14 protein-coding genes are annotated in these 14,302 nt (G+C 70.9%); 13 read left to right on the top strand and 1 reads right to left on the bottom strand.

Annotated features, from left to right (window positions below):
• The first annotated feature begins 144 nt into the window (after positions 1-144).
• Entirely contained in the window at positions 145-651 is a 507-nt protein-coding gene (locus tag ACTOQ1_RS00175) for a hypothetical protein (protein ID WP_440063478.1), read from the top strand.
• 82 nt (positions 652-733) lie between these two features.
• Here the strand turns inward: ACTOQ1_RS00175 and ACTOQ1_RS00170 are convergent, their stop codons facing one another.
• Positions 734-1,723: a LuxR C-terminal-related transcriptional regulator gene (locus ACTOQ1_RS00170; protein WP_440064738.1), complete on the bottom strand. Its 990-nt coding sequence runs from the start codon at positions 1,721-1,723 to the stop codon at positions 734-736.
• Between the two features lie 386 nt (positions 1,724-2,109).
• Between ACTOQ1_RS00170 and ACTOQ1_RS00165 the strand changes: the two genes are divergently transcribed.
• The 12 genes from ACTOQ1_RS00165 to ACTOQ1_RS00110 all read left to right on the top strand — a co-directional run bounded on the left by ACTOQ1_RS00165 (position 2,110) and on the right by ACTOQ1_RS00110 (position 14,294).
• On the top strand, positions 2,110-2,478 hold the full coding sequence (locus ACTOQ1_RS00165) for a hypothetical protein (RefSeq protein ID WP_440063477.1): 369 nt from the start codon (positions 2,110-2,112) through the stop codon (positions 2,476-2,478).
• 150 nt (positions 2,479-2,628) lie between these two features.
• Positions 2,629-2,787, top strand: coding sequence for a hypothetical protein (locus ACTOQ1_RS00160; RefSeq protein WP_440063476.1), 159 nt, complete (start codon positions 2,629-2,631; stop codon positions 2,785-2,787).
• A gap of 74 nt (positions 2,788-2,861) precedes the next feature.
• Entirely contained in the window at positions 2,862-4,160 is a 1,299-nt protein-coding gene (locus ACTOQ1_RS00155) for a SidA/IucD/PvdA family monooxygenase (RefSeq protein ID WP_440063475.1), read from the top strand.
• A 51-nt stretch (positions 4,161-4,211) separates the two neighbouring features.
• Positions 4,212-4,577: a cupin domain-containing protein gene (locus ACTOQ1_RS00150; protein ID WP_440063473.1), complete on the top strand. Its 366-nt coding sequence runs from the start codon at positions 4,212-4,214 to the stop codon at positions 4,575-4,577.
• Positions 4,574-6,109, top strand: coding sequence for a class I tRNA ligase family protein (locus tag ACTOQ1_RS00145; RefSeq protein ID WP_440063471.1), 1,536 nt, complete (start codon positions 4,574-4,576; stop codon positions 6,107-6,109). Before ACTOQ1_RS00150 ends, ACTOQ1_RS00145 begins: the two co-directional genes overlap by 4 nt.
• A gap of 11 nt (positions 6,110-6,120) precedes the next feature.
• Positions 6,121-7,365 (top strand): ATP-grasp domain-containing protein, encoded by a 1,245-nt coding sequence (locus tag ACTOQ1_RS00140; RefSeq protein WP_440063470.1) that lies wholly within the window; start codon positions 6,121-6,123, stop codon positions 7,363-7,365.
• Positions 7,362-8,210: a dimethylargininase gene (ddaH, locus tag ACTOQ1_RS00135; RefSeq protein ID WP_440063469.1), complete on the top strand. Its 849-nt coding sequence runs from the start codon at positions 7,362-7,364 to the stop codon at positions 8,208-8,210. Before ACTOQ1_RS00140 ends, ddaH begins: the two co-directional genes overlap by 4 nt.
• On the top strand, positions 8,207-8,578 hold the full coding sequence (locus tag ACTOQ1_RS00130; protein ID WP_440063468.1) for a hypothetical protein: 372 nt from the start codon (positions 8,207-8,209) through the stop codon (positions 8,576-8,578). Before ddaH ends, ACTOQ1_RS00130 begins: the two co-directional genes overlap by 4 nt.
• Positions 8,579-8,580: 2 nt before the next feature.
• Positions 8,581-10,386 (top strand): ABC transporter substrate-binding protein, encoded by a 1,806-nt coding sequence (locus ACTOQ1_RS00125; protein WP_440063466.1) that lies wholly within the window; start codon positions 8,581-8,583, stop codon positions 10,384-10,386.
• A 5-nt stretch (positions 10,387-10,391) separates the two neighbouring features.
• On the top strand, positions 10,392-11,750 hold the full coding sequence (locus ACTOQ1_RS00120) for a cation:proton antiporter (protein WP_440063464.1): 1,359 nt from the start codon (positions 10,392-10,394) through the stop codon (positions 11,748-11,750).
• A gap of 1 nt (position 11,751) precedes the next feature.
• On the top strand, positions 11,752-12,990 hold the full coding sequence (locus ACTOQ1_RS00115) for an ATP-grasp domain-containing protein (protein WP_440063462.1): 1,239 nt from the start codon (positions 11,752-11,754) through the stop codon (positions 12,988-12,990).
• A complete protein-coding gene (locus ACTOQ1_RS00110; RefSeq protein WP_440063460.1) occupies positions 12,987-14,294 on the top strand; it encodes an MFS transporter in 1,308 nt (435 codons plus the stop codon). Before ACTOQ1_RS00115 ends, ACTOQ1_RS00110 begins: the two co-directional genes overlap by 4 nt.
• Positions 14,295-14,302: the final 8 nt, after the last annotated feature.

The raw sequence follows: 14,302 nt of genomic DNA, 5'->3' as shown, positions 1-14,302 counted from the left end.
CGATGTCGCCGGAAGTCCGCGCGCTCGCCACCCTCCGTTGCCCGCGCGTTCCGCGGACCACGCCTATGGTGTGGCCGACCAGCCGTCGAACAGCGGAATCGCTCCCCGGGTGAAGAGCCGCTTCCCGAGGAACAGGATGCCCCGTTGACCGTCACCCGCCAGGCCGGCCCCCGGCGGCCCGCCCGCCGCGGGACCCTGCTTCTCGGCCTCGTGGCGCTCGGGACGCTGTTCCCGCCGCCGACCCCGACGGCGGGGCCGACGATCAAGGACGAGACCTTCGTCACCGCGCGGACGAGCGGGATCCTGCACATCGAGGCGGGGGAGTGCTTCACCGATCCGGCGTACTCCGGGGAGGCGGCGGAGGTCGTCGTGCTGTACACGCCCTGCCACGAGCGGGCGGCCAACCAGTCGTACGGCTTCGTGCACGCTCCCGACGGCGAGTGGGATCCGGCCGCGCTGAGCGCGTTCGCGTGGCGGAGCTGCCGGCGGGGATTCGACAGCCACTGGAGCGGCGAGTCGGCCTCGGGGCTGAACTTCTACCCGATCCTGCCGACCCGGGAGACCTGGGCCGGCGGCGACCGCGACGTCATGTGCGTGGTCTACAGTCCCGACGGCCCGATGGACGGCTCGGCGCTTCCCGCGGCGAGCTGAACCCCGTTCACGCCGGAGCCGGTCCCTCGTGCCGCGTCGCCCCCGGACGAGGGGGGGCGTGCCCAGGGTTCTCGCGGCGTGGTCACAGGCAGGACGGCAGCCATCCTCTGGCGGCCGCGAGGTATCCGGCCTGGAACCGGCTGCGGGCGTCGAGGCGTTCCATCAGCTCGGCGGTGACACGCCGCAGGGTGCGCACCGAGACGTCGAGCCTGCGGGCCACCGCCTCGTCGGTCAGCCCCGTCGAGAGCAGGCGGAGCACCTCGCGCTCCTGGCCGCTGAGGCCCTTCTCGTCGCGCCTGCGCTCCTCGCCGAGAGGGCTGGCGGCACCCCAGCTCTGCTCGAACAGGGCGATCAGGGCGGCGACGACGCCCGCCCCGCGCAGCAGGACCGCTCCAGCGCTGCTGTCGGCGGGGTCCGTCGGCAGCAGGGCCGCCCGCCGGTCGAAGATGAGCATCCGAAGCGGCAGGCCTGGGGTGGTGCGGACCTGGCCGCCGTTCCCGGTGAGCCAGGTCGCGTATCCGGTGGTCGCCTGGTCGTTGCGGACACTGTCGGGGTAGATGATGCGGATCGCCACGCCGCGGTCGAGCAGGGACTCGTCCAGCGGGCGGCTCGCCGCGATGTTGTCCGGGGTCTGGGCGCTCTTGGGCTCGAACCCGAGCAGCTCCTGACGGCACTCCGAGACCAGCTCCTCGATCCGGTTGCGGATCGTGTCGATGCCGACGAGCGACTCGGAGCCGTCGTCCGGGCGCGCCGGGTGCTGGTCGCCGTAGGCCGCGATCATCTGGGCGACGGCCGTCCGGCTCCGCTCGATCTCCTGCTGCTTGGCCAGCAGCGCGGCCTCCTCCCTGGCCAGCAGCGCGGCCAGCCCCACCTCCGGGCGGACCAGGCGCAGCACGTCCGGCTCCTCCCACGAGGGGCGCAGGAGCGACAACCTGGCCAGCTCGTCCAGGGTGGCGCGGATCCGGTGGACCGGCCATCCCAGCTCCAGGCTCAGCTCGGTCACCCCGTACGAGGGGTTCTCCAGGATGGTGCGGTAGACGGTTTCCTCGGCGGACCCGATGCCAAGCAGCATGAGCACGACCCCTCCACGGTTCGAGCATGACCGAGACGCGATCCGATGGGCGGGGCCCACGACGATCGCAGTCTGAAACTAGCCGGGGGCAGTGATGACCGGGTTACGCGATCGCCCTGGTCTCTCCCGGAACGCGACGGCCCCCGAGGACCCTCCAGGGCCTGATCCGCGCCGTGGGCGAAGGCGCGCGCGCCGCCCGCCGAGGACCCGCCGAGGACCCGCCGAGGATCCGCCGAAGGGGAGGATCCCGAGGGCTCGCGAGGCGTCGTCCGGGGCCTCCGGAACCGGGACGCGGGAGCGCGGCGCGATGGCATGATCCTGCCACGCCATGGACCTGCCAGGGGAAACACCTGGTGGATTCGCCGCGCGCGAACCACGGTCGATTCATGTATCTCATCAACGCGCGCCTACGCGCCCCCGAGATCGAAGGCCGCCCGGCCCCGGCCGGCGGGCGGATACCCGCGCGTGAGCTCCGGCGCCTGCTCCTGGCGCTGGCGGAGCCCGCCGACGGGATAGAGCACGTCTACGGCGAGGAGCATCCCGCCGGAATCCGTCTCGGGCTCTTCGTCCGCAGGCCCACCCTCGACGAGGCCGAGAGCGCGGCGGCCCGGCTGTGCCTGCGCGCCCTCGACGGCGTGCCCGAGCTCTCCGGCTGGTCGCTGGTGGCCTGCGGAACCGATCTCGACCTCGCGCTCGGGCGCCTCGAGACGTTCGACGAGGAGGCCTGTCAGCGTCCTGCCATTGCAGCGCGCTGACAGGCTCCGGGGCTTCCGGAATCCGGCTGGGTCGGCCAAGAATCGAAGTGTCAGAACGAAGCAGGAAATGTCCGGAAAAGTTAATCCGGGGCACGCCTGCGAAACAGGAAAAGGGCGCCGAGAATCGCCGGTCGAAAGGAAAGAAGAACAATGAGCACCACGGTCCGATCCATCGCCCCCGCCCTCGGCGCCCGCTCGCTCACCGCCGTCCCCGTCACCGCGGCCGTGCCCGGAGAGAGGGCCGGCCTCGCGGCCACCGCGTCCCTCACCGCGGCCCTCGCCCCGGCCGGCGGAGCCGGCTGGCAGTGAGCCGACCAGGAGAAACCCAGCAAACCATTCGTCACGGGCATCGCGCCCGAGAAGTCGTCCGGGAGGCGACCACCGTGAAGCACCAGGAAGTCGAGTTACTCGCCCTCGGCGCAGGGCCGTCCAACCTCGCCCTCGCCGTTGCCCTCGAAGAGCTCGCTCCGGAACTGGCCACCAGAACGCTGATCATAGAACAGCACGAGGACGTGGTCTGGCAGCGCGGAATGCTGCTGCCCTGGACCCAGAGCCAGGTCTCCTTTCTCAAGGACCTGGTCACGCTGAGAAATCCGCAGAGCAGATTCTCCTTCGTGAACCACCTGCACTCCGTGGGAAGGCTCAGCGAATTCGTCAATCTGGGCAGTTTCACCCCGTACAGAATGGAGATCTCCAATTACCTGCTCTGGGTGGCGGAGTCGCTCGCCCAGGTGCGCATCGAGTACGGCCGGCGCTGCGTGGCGGTCGAGCCGGTCATTGCCGGGGACGGTGGCGTCGAGCGGTGGGTCGTCCGGCTCGCCGACGGCTCGACCATCGGCTGCCGCACCCTGGTGGTCGGCGCGGGCCGTGACGCGCACATCCCCGAGGTGTTCGACACCCTCCCCCGCGAGCGGATCATCCACAGCACCGAGTACAGCCGGGGAATCGCCGGGCTCGACCACGACGCCCCGCACCGGGTCGCGGTCATCGGCGGCGCGCAGAGCGCGGCCGAGATGCTGTGGGCCACCCACCAGAGCATGCCCAACGCCCAGTGCACGATGATCATGCGCTCCATCGGCCTCAACGGCTACGAGAGCAGCAAGTTCACCAACGAGCTCTTCTACGCCTCCTTCGTCGACGAGTTCCACCGCTCGCGTCCCGAGGCGCGGCGCCAGCTCCTCGGCGAGATGCACCGCACCAACTACGCGGGCCTGTCCCCGGGCCTGCTGGAGAACCTCTACCGGCAGATCTACCTGGAGCGCCTCACCGGACGGGAGAGGATCCAGATGATCACGATGGCCGAGATCGCCGGGGCCAGGCTGGAGGGCGACGAGATCGTCCTCACCCTCCAGGACAGGAAGAGCGGCGGCTACGACGAGCTGCCCTGCGACGTCCTGCTGCTCGGCACCGGCTTCGACCGCCGGATGCCCGCGCTGATCCGCGACCTCGCCGCCAGGGCCGGTCTCGGCGAGATCGGCGTCGACCGCTTCTACAAGCTGTCCCTGCCCGCCGGCTCGGGCGCCTCCTGCTACCTGCAGGGCGTCAACGAGGACACGCACGGCATCGCCGACTCCCTGCTCAGCACGCTGGCCAACCGGGCGGAGGAGATCGTCCACGACATCCGGGACAGCGCCGCCGCCGCCGAGCTCCTGGCGCCGTTCGCCCTCCCGATCGCCTCCTGATCACCTTCTGATCTCTCCTGATCCTCTCCGAACCCTTCGAGGAGAACCCCCGTGGACCTCCGTACCTATGACCCCGCCCACCTGCGCCAGGACAACGGCCTGCTCGCCAAGCGGCTGATGCCCTGGCAGACGCTGAACGCCCCCTTCGAGGGCGCCTGGTGCGTCATCGAGCCCGGCACCGCCTCGACCCGGCACGCCCACCACGAGTACGAGATCTTCATCGCGGTCTCCGGCGAGGCGGTCCTGGAGAGCGAGGGCGAGCGCGCCCCCTTCTCCGCCGGGGACGTCGCCTACTTCCCGCCCGGCACCGACCACCGGGTCGTCAACGACGGCACCGCCTCCTTCGAGATGTACGGCATCTGGTGGGACCACGACATGGCCGGCACCTTCTCGGCCCGCCACCGGGAGGAGACATGACGGAGACGATCGTCATCGCCGCGACGCCGACGCCCAACGGGGACCTGCACGTCGGCCACATGGCCGGCCCCTACGTCGCCGGCGACGTCTACGCCCGCTACCTGCGGGCCGACGGCCGCGGTGTCAACTACAACACCTGCACCGACGACAGCCAGTCGTACATGATCTCGACCGCCCGCAAGCACGGCACCACGCCCGCCGAGCTGTGCTCGGCCTCCACCGCCGCCATCCAGCGGTCGGTGGAGGCGATGGGCATCTCCCTGGCCCCGATGCCGCCCATCGACGACACCTACAGAAAGACCGTGCTCGACTTCGTCACCGCCCTGCACGAGCAGGGCCGGTTCGAGTCGCGGACCGTGCGCATGCCGTACGCGGAGAACGCCGGCACCTACCTGTTCGACGGGCTGGTCAAGGGCGAGTGCCCGGCCTGCCTGACCGAGAGCTGCGGCGGGTCGTGCGAGGGCTGCGGCCACCCCAACCACTTCGACGACCTGGGCGACCCGCGCTCGGTCCTCGACCCCGCCGACCCGGTGACCTCGCGCGAGGTCACCGTCCTGGTCCTGCCCATCGAGAACTACCGGGAGGAGCTCACCGCCTACTACGCCGCCCGCGAGCACACCTGGAGGGGACACAGCAGGCAGCTCATCCGCGAGATCCTGGCCCGGCCGCTCCCGGAGATCCCGATCACGGTGCCGTCGCCGGGCTGGGGGATCGACGCCCCGTTCGCCGAGACGCCCGGCCAGATCCTCTACCCGTGGGTCGAGGCGATGCCCGCCTCGATCTACAGCACCTGGAAGGCGGCCGGCGAGCCCGAGGGCCCCGTCGACCGGGCCTGGCGCGCGGAGAGCGGCAACAGCCTCGTCTACTTCCACGGGTTCGACAACGTCTACTTCTGGGGCATGGTCGACCTGGTCATGCTGCTCGCCCACGGCGACCGCTACCTCACCCCCGACACCAACATCTGCAACGAGTTCTACGAGCTGGAGAACGAGAAGTTCTCCACCAGCAGGGGCCACCTCATCCGCGGCGCCGACCTGGTCGCCGAGGTGCCGCGCGACCTCGTCCGCTTCTACCTCGCCCTGACCTGCCCGGAGGACCAGCGGGCCAACTTCACCAGGGAGGGACTCGACAAGGTCACCGCCCGCAGGCTGCGCGAGCCGTGGAACGCGCTCGCCGACCGCCTCGACGCCCTCGTCACCGACCCGGGGGAGGAGCTCAAGGTCACCGACGCCGGGCGCCGCCGGGCCGCGGTCGTCGTCGAGAGGTTCCGGCTCTGCTACGACCTCACCTCGTTCAGCCTGACCAGGGCGGCGGACGGCATCGTCACCCAGCTCGCGAGGCTGCTGACCGCCGAGCGCGACGAGCCCGGCGACCTCCTGATGGAGGTGCGCGCCTTCCTCTCCTGCGCCGCTCCCATCCTCATCGACGTCGCGGCCGAGGCCGAGGCGGCCGGTGTCGAGCTCACCCTCGACACCTCCGCCGAGACGATCGACGCCTTCCCGCTACCGCGACTGCCCGGGAGCCCCCGATGAAACTCCTCGCCATGGAAGCCCGACAGAACGCCACCTACTACCGCTCCCGCTACCAGCAGGTCCAGGACTACGGCGCCGAGCTCTACGTGCTCAACGGCATCGGCACCCCGGACTTCTGGCCCGGCGACCGCTACCGCGTCGTGGGCTCGCAGAACATCGACGACCTCATCACCGAGGCCAAGGAGTGGCACGAGCAGGAGCGCTTCGACGGGATCATCACCTTCTCGGAGTCGGCCGTGACCACGGTCGCGGCCGTCGCCGAGGCGCTCGGGCTGCCGGGCGTGGGCGTCGAGGCGGCCAGGACCAGCCGCAACAAGCTGCTGATGCGCGAGGCGCACCGCAGGTACGACGCGCCGCACCCGGACTTCCGCTTCGTCACCGAGCTGGACGCGGCGCTCGGCGCCGCCGCCGACTTCGGCTACCCGGTCATCCTCAAGCCCACCCTGGGCGCCGCGAGCAACTTCGTGTTCAAGGTCGACGACGCCGAGGAGATGGCGGAGCTTTTCCCCCAGGCGCTGGCCGGCATCGAGGGGATGTCGTGGTTCGAGATGGAGGCGCACGGCCTCGACCTCGGCCCGCACGGCCTGCTGGTCGAGGCCTTCCTCGACGGGGACGAGTTCCTCATCGAGGCCGTGGCCTGGGACGGCGAGGTCTATCTCGGCTCCATCGTGGACCGCATCACCGTCGAGGGGGGAACCTTCGACGACGACGTGCACCACGGGCCGACCTCGCTCACCCCCGAGCAGGTGGCCGCGGTGCACCGCGTGGTCAGGGCCGGCGCGCACGCCCAGGGGCTGCGGCGCAGCGTGCTGCACGCCGAGGTGCGCTTCGACCGGGGCGAGCCGTACCTGCTGGAGATCGCGATCAGGCCCGGCGGCGGCGGGCTGGACCTCATCGCCGGGATCACCGCCGCGCACAACCCGATCCGCGCCGTGATGGACGTGGCCCGCGGCGCGGCGCCGCGGGTGCGCCACTACCGGCCGACCGGCGTCCACGTCACCGCGATGTGCCTGATGTGCGACGCGGGCCGGATCACCGCGATCGACGTGCCGGCCGAGGTCTCCGAGTCCGACAAGGTGTTCTTCCTCAAGATCACCGCCAGCCCCGGGGACGTCGTCCGGCGCCCGCCGGAGGGCAACAGCATCCTCGGCTTCCTGGGCACCACCGGCACCTCCCTGGAGGACGCCAGGGCGACGATGCTCGACTACGCCTCCAAGATCAAGGTCACCCTCGTCCAGGACGGAGAACTGTCATGACACAGCTGGCCGAGGAGGCGCCGCAGCGCACCCTGCGGGTCGCCCGCACCCGCCGCTACCTGATGTGCCCGCCCACCCACTTCGACGTCGTCTACTCCATCAACCCCTGGATGGACCCCGGCAAGCCGGTCGACGGCGCGCTGGCCAGGCTCCAGTGGGACGGCCTGCTGCGCGCCTTCCGCGCCCTGGGCCACCAGGTGGAGTTCATCGAGCCGCTGCCCGGCTACCCCGACATGGTCTTCGCCGCCAACGGCGCGACGGTCATCAACGGCAGGGTGCTGTCGGCGAGGTTCCGCCACGAGGAGCGGGCCGCCGAGGGCCCCGCCTACCTGGAGTGGTTCCGCGCCCGCGGCTACCAGACCCGTGAGGCGGTCTTCGTCAACGAGGGCGAGGGCGACTACCTGCACGCGGGAAGGTACCTGCTCGCCGGCACCGGCTTCCGTACCGACATCCGCTCCCACCGGGAGGCGGAGAGGTTCTTCGGGATGCCCGTGGCCGGGCTGAGGCTGGTCGACCCGCGCTTCTACCACCTCGACACCGCGCTGGCCGTGCTCGACCGCGACCAGATCATGTACTACCCGGGGGCCTTCTCCAGGGAGAGCCAGGGCGTGCTGCGCGTCCTGTACCCCGACGCGATCATCGCCAACGAGGCCGACGCCGAGGTGTTCGGGCTGAACGCCGTCTCCGACGGCCGCCACGTCCTGCTGCCGCCCGCGGCCACCCACCTGATGGGCGAGCTGCGCGAGCGCGGCTACGAGCCCATCGGCGTCGAGCTCTCCGAGCTGCTGAAGTCCGGCGGCAGCGCCAAGTGCTGCACCCTCGAACTCCGGGCGGCCCGCTCATGATCGACTACAACGGACGCCGCTTCACCACCGGCGGCGTCCCCTCCGGGGAGAGGCACCCGATCGCCCTGTACCGCCAGGAGGGCGACCTGCTGTGGGGCGAGTTCTCCGGCGGCCACGCCCGCCGGGGGACCCTCACCGGGCTCTGCGCCCCCGACGGCACCCTCGACTTCGCCTACACGATGGTCCTCGACAACGGCGCCGTCGTGTCGGGCCACTGCCGCAGCACCCCCGAACTGCTCCCCGACGGACGCGTCCTGCTCCACGAGACGTGGGAGCGCTACGGCGCCCACGCGAGCAGCGGCGTCTCCCTCCTCGAGGAGATCGACCCCGACACCTTCACGCTTCCGCACCAGAGGACTGAGAGCTGACCATGACCCTGAACACCATCGCCCGCCCGAAGGTGGAGAAGCCCGTCAAGGGCGGCACGGTGACCTGGGCCTGCGCCCCCGGATTCCCCCCGTCCATCATCTTCCCCTTCACCCCGCCCGAGCGCTTCGGCACCCGCAACCTGCTCGAGTTCCAGATCCTGATGTACCGGCCCCTCTACTTCTTCGGCACGCACGGCACGCCCGAGGTCGACTACGACCTCAGCATCGGCGAGCCCCCGCAGTGGAGCGAGGACGGCCTCACCGTCACCGTCACCGTCAAGCCCTGGAAGTGGTCCAACGGCGAGACGATCTGCGCGGACAACGTGCTGTTCTGGGTGAACATGATGGCGGTCAAGGGCGAGCGCTACGGCGAGTACGTCCCGGGCTGCTTCCCCGACAACCTGGTCTCCTACGGCAAGCTCGCCGAGGACAAGGTCTACTTCACCTTCGACAAGGTCTACTCCAAGCGCTGGGTGCTGATGAACCAGCTCAGCACCATCACCCCGATGCCCAAGGCCTGGGACCGCACCGCCGACGGGCCCTCCGACGCCTCGTACGGCCTGGAGAACGTCGCGGCGGTCTACGACTTCCTGATGGGCGAGAACGGCGGCGTCATCGAGGAGGACAACTCCGACCGGGTGCACTGGGCGACGAGCCCGGTGTGGAGCGTGGTCAGCGGCCCGTGGCGGCTGAAGAGCTACACCATGGAGGGCGTCGTCACCTTCGTCCCCAACGAGCACTACTCCGGGCCGAACAAGCCGCACCTGGACGAGTTCCGGCAGGTCCCCTTCATGTCCGACGGGGAGGAGTACCAGAAGCTGCTGGAGGGGCCGGACGGGCCCGACGGCATCCAGGTCGGCTATCTCCCGCTGAGCTTCAGCACCGAGCCGACCGACGACCCCACCAAGGGCGGCCCCAACCCGCTGGGCGAGAACTACACGCTGGTCCCGCAGGCGGCCTTCTGCATCCGCTACATCCCGCTCAACTACAACAACCCGACCGTCGCCGGCAAGATGCTCGCCCAGACCTACATCAGGCAGGCGATGCAGCACGCGCTCGACCAGGACCGGGCGGCCCGCGACATCTACCACGGCTACGCCTACCGGCAGGACGGGCCGGTTCCCCGCTACCCGGTGAGCGACCTCGTCTCGCCCACCCTGCAGGGCGCGCCGATCCTGCCCTTCGACGCCGGGCGGGCCCGCGAGCTGCTGGAGGCCAACGGCTGGGACACCAGCACGACGCCCGCCGTCTGCGTCAACCCCGGCGAGGGCCCCGGCCGGGCCGGCGCCGGCATCCCCGGCGGCACCCAGCTCAGCTTCTCCCTCAGGTACGCCGAGGGCCGCCCCGCGCTCACCCGGCTGATGGAGCAGTTCCGCGACGACGCGGCCAAGGCCGGCATCGAGCTGCGGCTGCAGGAGGTCTACGGCTCGGTCCTGGTGGCCGAGGACGCCCCCTGCGTCGTCGGGCCCGACAGCCCCTGCCTGTGGGAGCTGAGCACCTGGGGCGGCGGCTGGGTCTACCACTACCCGAGCGGCGAGATCCTCTTCCGGACCGACGCCGGCGGCAACTTCGGCCACTACACCGACCCGAAGGCCGACGAGCTCATCGACCGCACCCTGACCAGCGACGACCCCGCCGCCCTCTACGAGTACCAGGACTACATCGCCGAGCAGGTCCCCGTCATCTTCATCCCCAACTTCTCCCTGCGGCTGTTCGAGGTCTCCAACAAACTCCGCGGCTTCGAGCCGATCAACCCCTTCGGGATGATCAGTCCGGAGAACTGGTACTACGTCGAGAGCGGTGACTGATCCCCATGCCGATCGCCGCGGCTCCCGTCGCCGTCATCCCCGCCCACGACCTGATGATCCTCCTGCTGCAGCTCGGGCTGCTCCTGGGTCTGGCCACCGTCCTGGGCCGTCTCTCCGTCAGGTTGGGCCTGCCCGCCCTGCTCGGTGAGCTCAGCGCGGGGATCCTGATCGGGCCCTCGCTGCTCGCCAACGTCGCCCCCGAGTTCTCCGCCTGGCTGCTGCCCACCGACCCGGCCAGATTCCACATGATCGACGCGGTCGGCCAGGTCGGCGTCCTGCTGCTGGTGGGCCTGACCGGCATGCACCTCGACCTGGGCTTCATCCGCCGCCAGGGCAGGAGCGCCGCCTGGATCAGCGGCGCCGGGCTGGTCGTCCCGCTGGTCCTCGGCGTCGGGCTCGGATTCCTCGCCCCCTCCGAGATGATCGCCGAAGGCGTCGACCACACCGTCTTCGCCCTCTTCCTCGGCGTCGCGCTCTGCGTCAGCGCCATCCCCGTCATCGCCAAGGTGCTGACGGAGATGCGCCTGCTCCACCGCGACATCGGCCAGCTCATCCTGAGCAGCGCCGTCATCGACGACGTGGTCGGCTGGTTCCTGCTCTCGGTGGTCTCCGCGCTCGCCACCGCCGGGGCGCGCACCGGGCAGGCCGCGCTCACCGCGATCGCGCTGCTCGGCGGCCTCGTGGCCGTGTCGGTCCTGCTCGGCCGCAGGGTGGTCGCCAGGGTGCTGCGCGCCGCCGACAGGGGCGGGAGCGCCACCACGATCGCCGCGGTGACGATGATGATCCTGCTCTCGGCCGCCGCCACCCAGTCGATGGGCTTCGAGGCCATCCTCGGCGCCTTCGTCTGCGGGGCGCTCGTCGGCTCCTCACCGGACCTGAAGGTCGCCAGGCTGGCACCCCTGCAGACACTTGTCGCCGCGGTGTTCGCACCGATCTTCTTCGCGACGGCGGGCCTGCGCATGGACCTGACCGAGCTGGCCAGGCCGCCCGTGCTCATCGCCGGGATCGTGGTGCTGACCGTCGCCATCGCCGCCAAGTTCGCCGGGGCCTACCTCGGGGCCCGTATCGCCCGCCGTACCCGCTGGGAGGCCCTCGCGCTCGGCGCCGGCCTCAACTCCCGCGGCGTGATCGAAGTGATCATCGCGATGGTGGGGCTGCGCCTGGGCGTGCTCACCACGGCGTCCTACACGGTCATCGTCCTGGTCGCGGTCGTGACCTCGATGATGGCGCCGCCGCTGCTGCGCTACGCGGCCGCCAGGATCGCCCCCACCGAGGACGAGGCCGTCCGCGAGGAGTTCTTCGACACCCTGCAAGGCCCCGACGGCACCGACAGGCAGCTCGTGACCACCGCCAAGGAGGCGTGACATGACCACTGACACCAGACCGCTGATCCTGGTGGTCGCGACGGGGATGCGGCACTACCGCGAGTACCTGTTGCGCTCCATCGCCACCGAGTACCGCGTCCACCTCATGGTGACCGCCGAGCCCGGCTGGGAACAGGAGTACGTCACCGGCTGGACCGTCGTCGCCGACCTGGCCGACGGACCCGCGCTGGCGGCCGCCGCCCTGGAGCTCGCCGCCCGCGAGCCCGTGCACGGGGTGCTGTGCTGGGACGAGGCCACGATCCTGGCCGCCTCGCACGTCTCGGCGGCCCTCGGCCTGCCGGGCGGCGACCCCGAGATGGTGCGCCGCTGCCGCGACAAGCACCTCACCCGCGTCGCGCTCGACGCGCTCGGCGTCCCGCAACCCAGATCGCTGGCCGTCTCCACGCTCGACGAGGCCCTGCGCGCCGCCGAGACGGTCGGCTATCCGGCCATCCTCAAGCCGCGCGGCCTCGGCGGCAGCCTGGGCGTCATCAGGGTCGAGGACCCCGCGGAGCTGGCGGAGCGGTTCGCCTTCGTCCACGACCTGAAGGTCCCCGGCGGGGCGACGTTCGAGGTGCCCGTCCTGGTCGAGGAGTTCGCCGACGGCCCCGAGGTCAGCGTCGACGCCGTCGTCCAGGGCGGCGTGGTGACCCCGCTCTTCCTCGGCAGGAAGGTCCTCGGCTACGAGCCCTACTGCGAGGAGATAGGCCACTTCGTCGACGCCCAGGACGAGCTCCTGCAGGACCCCGGGTTCTGCCGCGTCCTGCAGGACACGCACACCGCGCTCGGGTTCACCGACGGCTTCACCCACACCGAGATCAAGCTCTCCTCCAGGGGACTGCGCGTCATCGAGGTGAACGCGCGCCTGGGCGGGGACATGATCCCCTATCTCGGGATGCTCACCACCGGGATCGACCCGGGCCTGGCCGCCGCCGCGGTGGCCTGCGGCCGTACCCCCGACATCGCCCCCGAGCGCAAGCTCGTCGGCGGCGTGCGCTTCTTCTACGTCGCCGAGGACGACACCACGATCGAGTCGATCGCGTTCGACGAGACCGGCCTGCCCCCGGAGATCGACCGGGCGGTCCCGGTGGTCGCCGCGGGCGCGACCGTCTCACCACCGCCCAAGGGCACCCTGTGGGGGCGTATCGCCTACGCCACCGCGCTATCCCCGACCGTCGACGAGTGCCGGGCCGCGCTGGACGCCGCCGAGGCGCACCTGAAGGTGAAGGCAGCCGCATGACCGCCGTTATCGAGAACGAGAACAACGTCTCCCCGACCCCCCCGGCCAAGCCGGACGACGGGGTGTTCGCCACCCTGCGGGAGTCTCCGCGCGCCGTCAAGGCGCTGCTCTTCGGAGGCTTCATCAGCAGGCTGGCCGCGTTCATCCAGATCTACCTGGTGCTGTTCCTGACCGACCGGGGCTTCTCCGCCACCCAGGCGGGGCTCGCGCTGGGCGTGTACGGGGCCGGCGCGGTGGTGGGCTCGCTGGCCGGAGGGTCGCTCTCCGACCGGCTCGGCGCCAGGACGGTCACCCTGATCAGCATGGGCGGCTCGGCCCTCCTGATCGTGTCCATCCTCTACGCCCCGTCCTACGCCATGATCCTGGCCGCCGTCTTCATGGTCAGCACGGTCGGCCAGTTCTACCGGCCCGCCGCCCAGACGATGCTCACCGAGCTGACACCGAGGCACCGGGTCGTGATGATCACGGCGATGTACCGGCTCGGCCTGAACCTCGGCATGACCGCCGCCCCGCTGATCGGCGCCGCGCTGCTCGCCGTCTCCTACAACGCGCTCTTCTGGGGCGAGGCCGCCGCGGCACTGATCTTCGGTGGCATCGTGATGTTCGCGCTGCCCCGGCGCGCCCCGCGCGCCGAGCGCGCCGCGGCCAGGCGGGCGGCGTCGGAGGCGTCAGAGGCGTCGTCATCGGAGGGCCGCTCCGGCTACCTCGCGGTGTTCGCCGACTGGCGCTACAGCGTCTACCTGCTCGCGATGCTGCTCACCTCCATCGTCTACTGCCAGTACACGGCCACCCTCCCGCTGGACATCTCCGCCGCCGGCATCAGCCTGTGGTGGTACGGCGCGGCCGTGTCGCTGAACGGCCTGATCGTCATCACCTGCGAGCTGGCGATGACGAAGGTCGTGCAGAAGTGGCCGATCCGGCTGACCGCGCTGCTCGGCCTCGGCCTCGTCTCGGTCGGCTACGCCATCTACGCGATCTCCCCGCTGCCGATCTGGTTCATGCTCGGCACCCTGGTCTGGACGCTCTCGGAGATCATCGGCGGGCCCACCACGTTCGCCTACCCCGCCCTGGCCGGCCCCGAGCGGCTCCGCGGGCGCTACATCGGCGCCATGCAGAGCGTCTTCGGGCTCGGCACCGCGATCGGGCCGGTCATCGGAACCCTGGTGTGGTTCCAGGTGGGGCGCTCGGTGTGGCTGTGGGCGGCCCTGGTCTCCGCGATCGCGACCGTGGCGGGCCTGATCGGCATGCGGGACCCGAACAAGACCGACGAGTCGCGGACGACCGCGACCGCCTCGGCGACATGAACGGAGGA

The organism is Streptosporangium sp. OZ121 (assembly GCF_051918885.1).
Classification (GTDB): Bacteria; Actinomycetota; Actinomycetes; order Streptosporangiales; family Streptosporangiaceae; genus Streptosporangium.
This window is presented reverse-complemented; position numbering and strand designations above follow the sequence as displayed.

Bases quoted from the DNA above. Each gene is read 5' to 3' on its own strand.
- ACTOQ1_RS00165 (WP_440063477.1), top strand. From the start codon at position 2,110: ATGTATCTCATCAACGCGCGCCTACGCGCCCCCGAGATCGAAGGCCGC.
- ACTOQ1_RS00160 (WP_440063476.1), top strand. From the start codon at position 2,629: ATGAGCACCACGGTCCGATCCATCGCCCCCGCCCTCGGCGCCCGCTCG.
- ACTOQ1_RS00145 (WP_440063471.1), top strand. From the start codon at position 4,574: ATGACGGAGACGATCGTCATCGCCGCGACGCCGACGCCCAACGGGGAC.
- ACTOQ1_RS00130 (WP_440063468.1), top strand. From the start codon at position 8,207: ATGATCGACTACAACGGACGCCGCTTCACCACCGGCGGCGTCCCCTCC.
- ACTOQ1_RS00140 (WP_440063470.1), top strand. From the start codon at position 6,121: ATGGAAGCCCGACAGAACGCCACCTACTACCGCTCCCGCTACCAGCAG.
- ACTOQ1_RS00115 (WP_440063462.1), top strand. From the start codon at position 11,752: ATGACCACTGACACCAGACCGCTGATCCTGGTGGTCGCGACGGGGATG.
- ACTOQ1_RS00120 (WP_440063464.1), top strand. From the start codon at position 10,392: ATGCCGATCGCCGCGGCTCCCGTCGCCGTCATCCCCGCCCACGACCTG.
- ddaH (WP_440063469.1), top strand. From the start codon at position 7,362: ATGACACAGCTGGCCGAGGAGGCGCCGCAGCGCACCCTGCGGGTCGCC.
- ACTOQ1_RS00110 (WP_440063460.1), top strand. From the start codon at position 12,987: ATGACCGCCGTTATCGAGAACGAGAACAACGTCTCCCCGACCCCCCCG.
- ACTOQ1_RS00170 (WP_440064738.1), bottom strand. From the start codon at position 1,723: ATGCTGCTTGGCATCGGGTCCGCCGAGGAAACCGTCTACCGCACCATC.
- ACTOQ1_RS00125 (WP_440063466.1), top strand. From the start codon at position 8,581: ATGACCCTGAACACCATCGCCCGCCCGAAGGTGGAGAAGCCCGTCAAG.